Here is a 10,791-nt window from a genome sequence, read left to right as displayed (position 1 = left end):
TGCCGTACTCGGCCGCGGCCGCCGTCACCGACAGCTGCTTCGACACGATCATCAGGACAGCGACACGAGCGCGAGACATGCCAGCGACTGTGACCGATGTCCCGACTCATGAGAGACCTATCAAGTGCGACCTATGTCGTGAACCCAGACACCCCCAGATCCACCAATGTGATGACGCGGGACATCGTTGATAGATGTTCCGCGTCATCGTTGTTATTGGGGAAGCCCCGGCCATCGGCCGGGGCTTCTCTGTTGGTTGCGCCAGTAGGGCCGGTCCGGGTCGACGGTGTGGGTGGCGAGGACTTCGCCGGTGTGGCTGTCGGTGACGGTGACGGTGGTGTCGTCGGTGAGGATCAGGACGGGTGTTCCGGCGTGGTCGATGCCGATGCCGAGGTGGTGCATGCGGCCGGCGCGGCGGAGGCTGAGCTTGCCGAAGCGGTCGACGCGGTCGTGTCGGATGCGCCAGTCGCGCTGGTCGCGGTTGTCGGCCGGGGTGGCTTATCTATCAGACGCTCGCCTCGGCAGGGCCCTCGATTCGCCGCTGGCTATCCTCGTCTACGCTACGGACGCGCCGCTTCAGACGTTCGATGTCAGAGCGTTCGGCTATAAACGACTCCGGTTGCTAACGATTCGCCTCGACCTCTTCAACTATCAGCGAACGGGCGGAGCGGAGGAGCGAGCTATCGAACTCCTACGCGTCATACGCGAGAGCTCACCGCAGCCACGTTAGTCAGTGGTTGGGCACTCAAATGGCTTCGCGGAACGCGATATGAAGCTTCCGCCAGCGGGCACCTCGGCCAGCTCGGAGCGGCCCTGGAGCGAGGGAACGGGGCTGAACTGCGCGTGGTCGAGGCATCCGGAGTGTCGGCCGCGCGCGTTCAGAGAAAGTTGGCGCGTCGCCTACTGCTGCTCGGGTCGTCGGACGATACCCTTCGCGATCGGCTTGAGGGGGCGCCAGTCCACGCCGGTGCCTTGCCAATAGCGGTCATAGTCTGCTTCAAGCCCTGACTTCAACTCTTCCAATTGAGCGTATTGCGCCTGCTCCGCCTTGGTAAGGCCGGTGCTTTTCATCTGCTCTTTGGACGCATCGAGCATTTCTTGGATGCGGCGTACGGTGATGCCAGCGGCGCTGGTGAAGCCCCGTCGAAGCATGGCGTCGTCGTGGTCGCTCAGAGCCTGTCTGGTCGCCTGCTGGACGGTGTCCCGCAAAAACTCGCCTGCCTGCCGTATGCGATCGTTCATGTCCACTACTCCTGTTTTGGGGACCTGTCTGTTGCCAGAGTAGGCCGCTCCGCTTCTGCGGGCGACAGACGCACAGGACCTCGGAGATGCCGTGGAATGGAACTGCGGAATCGACGACGTCCCATGTCCGGAGCCCGCAGCGCAGCTTCCGTGTCGGGACCCCCAGCCAAGAGCGGGGGGAGCACACTATCACCCGAGGCTCGATGGATTTTCGCGATGATCGGGCTTCCGGATGTGCGGCGGTATCTCGCGGATCTCGTCGCAGCCTCGGCATCTGCTATCCCACATGAGTGCCCGGCGATGCTCGCAGCGGTCATCGAGGTCATCGAGGATGCTGGTCAAGTGGACGCTAGCTGACGGCCGGAACTTCCATCGTTCCCTTTCCACAGAGCTAGTGCGGACACGCTCGACGTCTCGAAGGCGGACCAGAGGTGCAGCGTCGTTGCGGTCACGCGACTCGACAAGCATCTTGGCTTCACAGCTCGTGACCATCAACAAGCTCATTGCTGCGTCTGGTGAGGCAGGAGAGCACAATCCTGGCAGCGGCGCAAAATTCGTGCAGCTGAACGCGGTCGTCGTAGCCGATCCTGTCTGGCCCAGCGGGCTCAACATCGCGATCGTCCGCAGTGAGGCCGGATGACCCGTCGGCGCGAAGGAGGATCAGGGACAGGTCTCCGAGGTTCCGGCCGACGGGATCTGGCAGTCGGCTTCGGCGAGGACCTCATGGAACAGCCGAATGAGGTGAGTCGTTGCCGACGGCCGTCGGTACTCAGGTCTTGCGACGACGCGGTCCGTCAGGAATCGCGTGGTCAGCCATCATGGCTGTTGCTTCTGCTGGCGGCAGCGGTCGACTGGCGGCATGCGCGCGCATTCGGACGCCTCCGAGGTTCGTACTTGGCTCATGGCTCGGCTCGGCGGGTGTATTCGGAAGGTGTCAGTCATCGGCGCCGGCGAAGGAGGCTTTTGCAAAGTCCGTGACGTCGTCGAGTAGGGCGACCATGATCCCGAGCAGCGACACCATGCCGACGACGGTCGTCACTGCCTGGAGCGCCCTCGTCTCATCCGAGGCCTCTGTGCCAGCAGCGACCACGAACGCCAAGGCTACAACTGCCACGACAGCTGCCAGATGAGATAGCAAGATCCACACCGCCTTGAGCTGGCTCCATGTTCGAGGCTGGACGAAGACCTTGAACCACTCGCCGCCCCTTCGTGGCGGACGCGCAGGCGAAGGACTGAGGGTGCGGCGCCGAGACCTGGTCAGCGCCGTCGCGAGCAATAGGACAGCGAGCAATTGCGAGAATGCCGTCGCGGCGGCCGGGGTGAGTTCCACGGTCGCATCGTATGAGCGGCGTCCAAACTCGCTGCCATTGACGAACGTCGACTTCCGGCGTCCTTCCGCTGGCGCGATCGTGATCGGCCATGTCACGAAGCCCGGTATCAGTGCGCGTCATGAATCCGACCGACTCAGGGCGTCGTCCGCGCCTCGGTGTGTGGGTGGCCGACCGTAGGGTTCGGGTATGTCATGGGCGCGAACATCTGTGGGCAACACAGATGAGTTGGAGCAGGCTCGGCTGATCGAGCGGCGTTTGCAACAGGGTCGTCTGATCAGGGCAAGGTTTGAGATCGTCAGCAATCGCGGTGTCGGTTCTGGATCGGAGCTTGCTGCCGACGACGAGGCCACGAAGTGGATGCACCTGAGTCATGTCGTGACCACGGCCCTGATGATGGCGACGGACAACATGCGTGCAATCGATGGCCTTCTGCGCCCCGCGAAGACCCTCGAGGTCCCGATGTACGCGCACTACCCCATCGTCCGCTCCATCCTCGAGGCGAGTTCCCTGGCTAAGTGGATCCTCGTGCCAGCGGCTCGTGGTGACCGTATTGAGCGTCTCCTGCGTGCTCGTTTCGACGATATCGCGCAGGACGCTAGTCTCGCGAAGGTCGAACTCGACGCACTGCAGAACATGGATGAGCCGCCAGGCAACGACGTGCTTGGCCGACAGCGCCGTCTGGATACGAAACGTCACGATCGAGACGTCGCGAAGGCGCGCGAGATTGCTGCTGCCCACGACATCCCTTGGGCCAGAGTGAAGCAAGGTCTCCCACCGTGGGTCCACCTCATCCGGTCAGTCTGTGTAGTGCCCGCTGGTGCCCACGGGATGCGCGTACCCGGAGACTACGCGGCCATGCTGTGGAAGGTAGCAAGCGGGCTATCGCACCCGTCGCACAGCCGGTCAGCTCGTAACTCTGATCTTGAGCGGCTCAGCGAGTCGGCTGATGGCGTCTCTCGAGTGCGCCTCACGGCCTCCCTGCGGTGGACACACGAAGCGATTCTGGTTGCCTACAACACAACTCAGGAGGCCGTCTCTCTCTTGGAGAGCCGTGGGGCGCCGCAATTGCCGGCTTCCTTTCATCGGCGCTGACCGATGACGATGAGGTAGATGCCGCGAGCGCGGCTTCCATCGTCGAAGTCAGGAACGCGGGGTCGACGCGGTCGTGTCGGATGCGCCAGTCGCGCTGGTCGCGGTTGTCGGCCGGAGTGGCTTTGATGGTGGCGTCGTGAGCGGTCGGCGGGGTGCGGCGGCCGCTCGCTTCGGCTCTGATTTTGCTGCCCCCGCCCTACTGTTGAGGCATGGCATTCAGCGCGCTCATCGTCCAGGCGATGATTTCGGCACCAGGCGACATCCCCGAGGTGCATCGAGGAGCCATCCATAGCGCAATGCGACGATGGAACATCGACCACGGCAAGATGCACTCCATCATCTTTCTCCCGGCGGATTGGACCGAGGGCTCAACGCCAGGCGTAGCCGGTGAGTACGCCCAGGAGCTCATCAACGAGCAGCTCGTCGACGTCTCCGACCTCGCGATCGTTGTCTACACAGACAAGCTCGGCACTCCTACGCCTGTTAGCGGGTCGGGAACGGTTGAGGAGACGGACCGATTCATCGACGCGGGGAAAGAAGTACTGACCTACCGAAACCTCGTCCCCCGAACGCCGCTGCGAGGCGAGAGCGCGAACGCAGAGAAGTTGAGGCTTGAGGAGTACCTCTCTGACGTGCAGAGGCGCGCACTGGTCGGAAGCTACACCTCGCCGGAGGAGTTTGAACTGAAGTTGCAGAGCGATCTCACCAAGATCGCGACGAAGTTCAAGGCGTCCCTCGAGCTGAGCACACAGTTCACTCGCCTCCCCAGTCCGGCGGAGGCGGCTCTGGAGGCCATCGAAAGTGCTGCAGTTTCCCCTACTCATACGCAACCCGAGCCCTCAGACTTGACGGAGTACGGCATTTGGCCACGTGTCGAGACGAGCGAACGCGCCGAGAGTGACTCCCGCGGCCGCCTAAGAACTCGCCGCAGCTACCACCTCGTCCTCGAGAGCAACATCCCGTACAGCGTCGAGCAGATCACGTTCCATCTCGAGGACGGCGAGGGCAATGAGATTGATATGCCACGCGTCATCAACGAAGGACCGATCGAACGCATGGCCCCCCTGGGTAAGTACTCAGCACCGATGTTCGTCGCAATGAGTACTCCAAGCCGCGTGATCTGCGTCGTCAGGTGGCAGGACAAGTCCACAGCAAGAGAGACGCGCACAACCCTTGCAGTTTGAATGGAAACGGATCACGGAGTGGTGCTTGGACTGACGCAATCTTCATGCGGCTGTGCACCCACGCCCTTGACCTACGCCCGCTCGGGTGGGTGACTGAAGCACTTGGCGACAGCGTTCCCGCCTCGAGCGTCCTTCTGTGTGGCATATAAGCGTCCGTCTCTGGGGCATAGATGCGGCAGGCCCTTAGCTGTACTGCCGAGGCCATCGGCCGGGGCGCTGGAGCAAAGGGGTCGGGATACACCGCCGACAAGTGCGCCCAGTTGGTGGGGAAGCTCCGCGACATCGTAGAGGTGCAGAAGTTGGACGATCCGGTCTACCGGGGCGGCCCCTCGGACGACGAGCGCTACGTGATCCTCAACGTGCGCTGACTGCGCCGTCCACTCGGAGCGCGCGTCCGCGCACGCCCGGTTCACCTAACGCACCCCTGAGGGACGGCCGCACGACAGTTACGGTTCAACCCGGCTGGAGAGTGTCAGCGGGTGCCCACCGCCAACCCGCATCGTCAGCGCCAGCGGCGCCGCGATGCGCTCGTGTTCCTGGCGTTCGCGGGGCCCAACCTGCTGCTCATCGCCGCGTTCGTCTACTACCCGCTGCTGAGCAACGCCTACTTCTCGACGCTAAACTGGCGCATGGGCGCGACGAGCGCCACGAGCGCCGGCATCGACAACTACATCCGCCTGTTCACCTCGCCGCAAGGCGCCGAGATGTGGCGCGTGACCATCACGTTCACGGTCGTCACGGTGGTCGCGTCGATGGTGCTCGGGCTGCTCGTCGCGCTCGCGCTGGGCCGCCGCATCCCCGGCGTCACCGCTGGCCGCACCGCGATCTTCTCGCCCTACGTGCTCTCGGGCGTCGGCGTCGGCATGGTGTGGAACTTCATCTTCGACCCGCAGCTCGGGGTGCTCGGGCACGTGCTGCGCGCCTTCGGTGCCCGCTCGCCCGAGTGGTACCTCGACGCCGACCTCGCGCTCGTCATGGTGATCGTCGTCTACGTCTGGAAGCACCTCGGCTTCTGCGCCGTCGTGTTCCTCGCCGGGCTGCAGTCGATCCCGAGCGACCTCATCGAGGCGGCCCGCATCGACCGGGCCGGCGCGCTCACCCGCTTCTTCAAGCTGACGCTGCCGCTGCTGTCGCCGACCGTCTTCTTCCTGACGGTGACGACCATCCTCAGCTCGATGCAGGCCTTCGACATCCTGAAGATCATGACGCCGTCGGGGAACGGCACCAACACGATCGTCTTCGAGCTGTTCCTGCAGGGCTTCGGTCCGTACCAGAACGCCGGCTACGCCGCCGCGATCTCGGTCGTGCTGTTCGTCGTGCTCTTCGCCATCACCGCCTTCCAGATGCGGTTCATCGAGCGGCGGGTGCACTACGCATGAGCTCCACCCACCTCGCCGACTGGCGCCAGGCGTTCTCCCGCCGCAACCTGCTCGCGACCGTGCTCGGCGGCTACCTGCCGATCCTGCTCGCCGTCGCGATCATCGTGCTGCCGCTGCTGTGGATGGCGATCGCCTCCTTCAAGCCGCCCGGCGAGATCATCACGACGCAGCCGACGCTCTGGCCGCAGGAGCCGAGCCTCGACAACTACCGGCACGTCGCCGACACCGTGCCGCTGCTCACCGTGCTGCGCAACAGCCTGATCGTGACCATCGTCGGCTCGGCCATCAAAGTCGTGCTCGCCATCACGACCGCCTACGCGCTCGTCTTCGTCGACTTCCGCTTCGCGCACGCGGTCTTCATCGCGATCCTCGTCGCGCTCATGGTGCCGCCCGAGGCGGCGCTGCTGCCGAACTACATGACCATCTCGGCGCTCGGCGGGCGCAACACGCTCTGGGGCATCATCCTGCCCGGCCTCGGCACGGCCTTCGGCACGTTCCTCCTGCGGCAGCAGTTCAAGACGCTGCCGAAGGATCTGCTCGAGGCGGCCAAGCTCGACGGCGCCGGCCACCTGAAGCGGCTCTGGCGCATCGTCGTGCCCGTCTCGGCACCCACGATCGCGACCGTCGCGCTCGTGACGATCGTGGGGGAGTGGAACAGCTTCATGTGGCCCCTCATCATCACCGACTCCGTCGACACGATGACGCTGCCCGTGGGCCTCAACCTCCTGCAGTCGATCGAGGGGCAGACCGGCAGCTACGGCTACCTCATGGCCGGCGCCGTGCTCGTCATCGTCCCCGTGCTCGTCGTCTTCGCCGCCCTGCAGCGCTTCATCGTGAGCGGGCTCACGCAGGGCGCCGTCAAATGAGCCTCCCTGACCGACCACCGACCCACCACCACCGAGGAGCATCCATGTCCCACCGCATCCGCCAGACGCGCGCGAAGCGCGTCACCACCACGTTCGCCGTGCTCGGCGTCGCGGCGCTCGGCCTCACGGCCTGTGGCCCGGCCGTCGGCTCCACCGACGCGAGCGGCAGCACCGAGGTCGACTGGGCCTCGATCGAGCCGGCCGAGTCGATCAGCTTCTGGACCAACCACCCCGGTGGCTCGCAGGAGGTCGAGCAGCAGCTCGTCGACGGCTTCACCGAGGAGACCGGCATCGAGGTGGAGATCGTCACCGCCGGCGCCAACTACGAGGAGGTCTCGCAGCGCTTCCAGACCGCGCAGACCTCGGGCGACGTGGGCGACCTCGTCGTGATGTCGGATGCCACCTGGTTCACCAACCACGTGAACGGCTCCCTGCTCGCGCTCGACGACGCCTTCGCCGCCGCCGGCGGCGACACCAGCACCTACAACGAGACGCTCTTCGACGACTACCTCTACGAGGACGCGCACTACGCGGTGCCGTACGCCCGCTCGACGACGATCTACTACTACAACGCCGACCACTACGCCGAGGCGGGCCTCACCGAGGCGCCCACGACGTGGGAGGAGGTGCGCGAGCACTCGCTGGCGCTCGTCGACGCCGGCGTCACCGACACGGCCTTCAGCTTCCCGCCCGCCGAGGACTACCCGGCGTGGATGATGAACAACCTCGTCTGGGGCTACGGCGGCGGCTGGTCGGACGAGTGGGACGCGAGCGCGGTGACGAGCGACGGCACCGTCGAGGCCGTGCAGTTCGCGCAGGACGCGGTGCAGGACGGCTGGGCGAACGTGTCGAGCGGCTCGCCCGCCGACGACTTCGCGGCCGGCGCGACGAGCCAGTTCATCGGCTCGACCGGCTCGCTCGGCGGCGTCACCGAGACGGCCGGCTTCGAGGTGGGCGTCGCGTTCCTCCCCGGCGGCCCCGTCGAGCAGGAGCTCGTCGTGCCCACCGGCGGTGCCGGCGTCGCGATCTCGGCCGCCTCGACGCCCGAGGAGCAGCTCGCCGCGGCGATGCTCGCCGACCACCTGACGAGCGCCGAGAACACCGTCGCGTTCTCGAGCCAGACGGGCTACATGCCGGTGCGCTCCGACGCCGACGCGAGCGCGCTGTACGCCGAGAACCCCAACTTCGAGGTCGCGGTCGAGCAGCTCGAGAGCCGCACGCGCACGCAGGACTACCTGCGCGTCTTCCTCCCCGGCGGCGACCTGGCGCTCGCGACCGCGCTGCAGCGCATCCTCACCACCGACGCCGACGTGGAGGAGTCGCTCGCGGCGCTCCAGGCCGAGCTCGAGGGCCTGTACGAGAACGACCTGCGGCCCCAGCTCGAGGGCTGACGACCGCACCCGAAGGAAACGGATCACCATGGTCAACGTCTCGCTGCGCGACGTCACGCTCACCTACCCCGGCGCTGCTCGGCCGTCGATCGACTCGATCGACCTCGAGATCCAGCACGGCGAGCTGCTCGTGCTCGTCGGCCCCTCGGGGTGCGGCAAGTCGACGACGCTCCGCACGCTCGCGGGCCTCGAGTTCCCCGACTCGGGCACCATCGCCTTCGGCGACCGCGACGTGACGGGCATCGACGGCGCGCAGCGCGACGTTGCCATGGTGTTCCAGAGCTACGCGCTCTACCCGCACATGACGGTGGCGGGCAACATGGAGTTCTCGCTGAAGAACACCAAGGTGCCCGCCGCCGAGCGCAAGCGGCTCATCGACGAGGCGGCCAGGCTGCTCGAGCTCGAAGAGCTGCTCGACCGCAAGCCGCGCGAGCTCTCCGGCGGCCAGCGCCAGCGCGTCGCCATGGGGCGCGCGATCGTGCGCCGCCCGGCGGTCTTCCTCATGGACGAGCCGCTCTCGAACCTCGACGCCAAGCTGCGCGTGCAGACCCGCGGCCAGATCGCCGCGCTGCAGCGCAAGCTCGACGTCACCACCGTCTACGTCACCCACGACCAGACCGAGGCGATGACGATGGGCGACCGCGTGGTCGTCATGAACCAGGGCCGCATCGAGCAGGTCGGCACGCCCCGCGAGCTCTACGACGAGCCCGAGACGCTCTTCGTCGCCGGCTTCATCGGTTCGCCGCAGATGAACCTCGTCGAGGGGACGTGGTCGGATGCGCAGGGCGCGCAGGTGGGCGGGCTGCGGCTGCCGTTCCACCCGTCCGCGCCGCACTCGGGCACCCCGCTGACCTACGGCATCCGCCCCGAGGACCTCGAGATCGTCGCCGAGCCTGGCGACGACGCCTCGCTCGTGCGCATCGCGGTCGAGCTCGTCGAGGAGCTCGGCTCCGACACGTTCGTCTACGGCTCCGGCCACGGCGCGCGCTGGACCGCGCGGCTGCCGAAGGGCGCGCACCCGGCGATCGGGAGCGAGCTCGCCTTCGCGGTGCGCCCGTCGAGCGTGCTCGCGTTCGAGCCGTCGACCGGGCACCGCATCCGCTGACGTCGCTCGCCTCGGCCGCGGCTCAGCCCCCGGCGACCGGCCGGATCTCGACGCCGCCGTGCCCCGCGCGCGACTCGTGCAGCAGGCTCGCGAGCGCCTTGGCCTCGTCGAGCCCGGCGGCCTCCAGGAGGTAGTAGCCGCCGAGCGTCGCGCCGTTGTCGGCGAGCGGTCCGGCGGTCGCGGAGGGCTCACCGCCCGCGGGCCCGCGCAGGGTGACGACCGCGCTCGGCGGCTCCAGCTCGCCCGTGTCGAGGATCGCCCCGCCGGCCGCCTCCGCGAACGCACGGTGGCCGGCCATCAGCCGCCGCTCCTCCTCCGGGGGCATCGACGCCCACGCCGGCTCGTCGCCGTAGGTGAGCACCAGGTACTTCGCCATGTCGCATTCCCTCCGTCGCACCGGGTCGTGCTGCTCTGACGACGGATGCGGTGGCTCGGCGAGGACACCACGGGCCGAGGCCCGGATGGGTCGGGGCGCCTAGGATTGCAGGATGGCCGTCGACGACATGCAGGTGCATGCGCAGGACGACCTCGCCCTCGAGCGGCAGGTGTGCTTCGCGCTGTCGGTCGCGTCGCGGAGCGTCGTCGGCGCCTACCGCCCGGTGCTCGAGCCGCTGGGCCTGTCGCATCCGCAGTACCTCGTGATGCTGGCGCTCTGGGGTTCCCGGCCGCTGTCGCTGCGGCAGCTGAGCGAGCAGCTGCGGCTGGAGCCCGCGACGCTGTCGCCGCTCGTGAAGCGGCTCGAGGCCGCGGGGCTCGTGGAGCGGTCGCGACGCGCCGACGACGTGCGCACGCTCGACATCACGCTGACCGAGCGGGGCGTGGCGCTGCGCGAGCAGGCGCTCGCGGTGCCCACGATGATGGCGGAGCGGCTCGGGCTCGATCGCGACGAGCTCGCCCAGCTGCACCAGCTGATGACGCGGCTGATCGCGGCGGTGGATGCGCAGTCGGCCGGGTAGCCGACGGGCCTGCGTCAGGCGTTGAGGAGCGCGAGGAGCGCGACGATGCCCCCTGCGATACCGGCGAGCGTGAGCCCGCCCGCGGTGAACGCGACCACCTTCCACGCGAGCGCGTCGCCGCGCGTGAAGCTCTGCGGGTCGCGCGGGCGGGGCTGCGCGGGCGGTGTGGCGACGTCGGTCTGCTGCATGGTCGGGCCCGGCTCCTCGATGATCATCCGCTCGGATGGTTAGGGCACTAAGCATAT

13 protein-coding genes are annotated in these 10,791 nt (G+C 67.0%); 8 read left to right on the top strand and 5 right to left on the bottom strand.

Annotation, left to right across the window (positions count from 1 at the left end):
* Positions 1–213 precede the first annotated feature (213 nt).
* Together FQ330_RS00255 and FQ330_RS00250 are read right to left on the bottom strand one after the other, a co-directional pair.
* Positions 214–402, bottom strand: a complete 189-nt coding sequence (locus tag FQ330_RS00255) for a hypothetical protein (RefSeq protein WP_146354257.1) — start codon at positions 400–402, stop codon at positions 214–216.
* A 498-nt stretch (positions 403–900) separates the two neighbouring features.
* Positions 901–1,242, bottom strand: coding sequence for a hypothetical protein (locus FQ330_RS00250; RefSeq protein ID WP_146354255.1), 342 nt, complete (start codon positions 1,240–1,242; stop codon positions 901–903).
* A gap of 484 nt (positions 1,243–1,726) precedes the next feature.
* Here FQ330_RS00250 and FQ330_RS13120 point away from each other — a divergent pair, with 484 nt between their 5' ends.
* Complete coding sequence (locus tag FQ330_RS13120; protein ID WP_192575786.1) at positions 1,727–1,882, top strand: hypothetical protein; 156 nt, start codon at positions 1,727–1,729, stop codon at positions 1,880–1,882.
* 294 nt (positions 1,883–2,176) lie between these two features.
* Here FQ330_RS13120 and FQ330_RS00245 read toward each other — a convergent pair whose 3' ends face one another.
* Positions 2,177–2,572 carry a hypothetical protein gene (locus FQ330_RS00245; protein ID WP_146354253.1) on the bottom strand — a complete coding sequence of 132 codons (396 nt, stop codon included), beginning with the start codon at positions 2,570–2,572 and terminating at the stop codon, positions 2,177–2,179.
* A 187-nt stretch (positions 2,573–2,759) separates the two neighbouring features.
* On the opposite strand from FQ330_RS00245, the gene FQ330_RS00240 reads away from it, so the two are divergent.
* The 6 genes from FQ330_RS00240 (at position 2,760) to FQ330_RS00215 (ending at position 9,590) form a co-directional block, all read left to right on the top strand.
* Positions 2,760–3,665, top strand: a complete 906-nt coding sequence (locus FQ330_RS00240; RefSeq protein ID WP_146354251.1) for a hypothetical protein — start codon at positions 2,760–2,762, stop codon at positions 3,663–3,665.
* 209 nt (positions 3,666–3,874) lie between these two features.
* Positions 3,875–4,849: a hypothetical protein gene (locus FQ330_RS00235; RefSeq protein WP_146354249.1), complete on the top strand. Its 975-nt coding sequence runs from the start codon at positions 3,875–3,877 to the stop codon at positions 4,847–4,849.
* A gap of 479 nt (positions 4,850–5,328) precedes the next feature.
* Entirely contained in the window at positions 5,329–6,228 is a 900-nt protein-coding gene (locus FQ330_RS00230; RefSeq protein WP_146354247.1) for a carbohydrate ABC transporter permease, read from the top strand.
* A complete protein-coding gene (locus tag FQ330_RS00225; protein ID WP_146354245.1) occupies positions 6,225–7,094 on the top strand; it encodes a carbohydrate ABC transporter permease in 870 nt (289 codons plus the stop codon). Before FQ330_RS00230 ends, FQ330_RS00225 begins: the two co-directional genes overlap by 4 nt.
* A 44-nt stretch (positions 7,095–7,138) precedes the next feature.
* A complete protein-coding gene (locus FQ330_RS00220) occupies positions 7,139–8,485 on the top strand; it encodes an ABC transporter substrate-binding protein (protein WP_192575785.1) in 1,347 nt (448 codons plus the stop codon).
* A gap of 28 nt (positions 8,486–8,513) precedes the next feature.
* A complete protein-coding gene (locus tag FQ330_RS00215; protein ID WP_146354241.1) occupies positions 8,514–9,590 on the top strand; it encodes an ABC transporter ATP-binding protein in 1,077 nt (358 codons plus the stop codon).
* Positions 9,591–9,612: 22 nt separating this feature from the next.
* Here FQ330_RS00215 and FQ330_RS00210 read toward each other — a convergent pair whose 3' ends face one another.
* Entirely contained in the window at positions 9,613–9,966 is a 354-nt protein-coding gene (locus FQ330_RS00210; protein WP_146354239.1) for a YciI family protein, read from the bottom strand.
* Between the two features lie 112 nt (positions 9,967–10,078).
* Between FQ330_RS00210 and FQ330_RS00205 the strand changes: the two genes are divergently transcribed.
* Positions 10,079–10,546 carry a MarR family winged helix-turn-helix transcriptional regulator gene (locus FQ330_RS00205; protein ID WP_225792609.1) on the top strand — a complete coding sequence of 156 codons (468 nt, stop codon included), beginning with the start codon at positions 10,079–10,081 and terminating at the stop codon, positions 10,544–10,546.
* Between the two features lie 14 nt (positions 10,547–10,560).
* Here the strand turns inward: FQ330_RS00205 and FQ330_RS00200 are convergent, their stop codons facing one another.
* Complete coding sequence (locus FQ330_RS00200) at positions 10,561–10,761, bottom strand: hypothetical protein (RefSeq protein WP_146354237.1); 201 nt, start codon at positions 10,759–10,761, stop codon at positions 10,561–10,563.
* Between the last annotated feature and the right edge of the window lie 30 nt (positions 10,762–10,791).

Source organism: Agrococcus sediminis (assembly GCF_007923295.1).
In the GTDB taxonomy this organism is placed as follows: Bacteria; Actinomycetota; Actinomycetes; order Actinomycetales; family Microbacteriaceae; genus Agrococcus; species Agrococcus sediminis.
The sequence above is the reverse complement of the archived record's forward strand: the minus strand, read 5'-3'. Positions and strand labels throughout refer to the sequence as shown.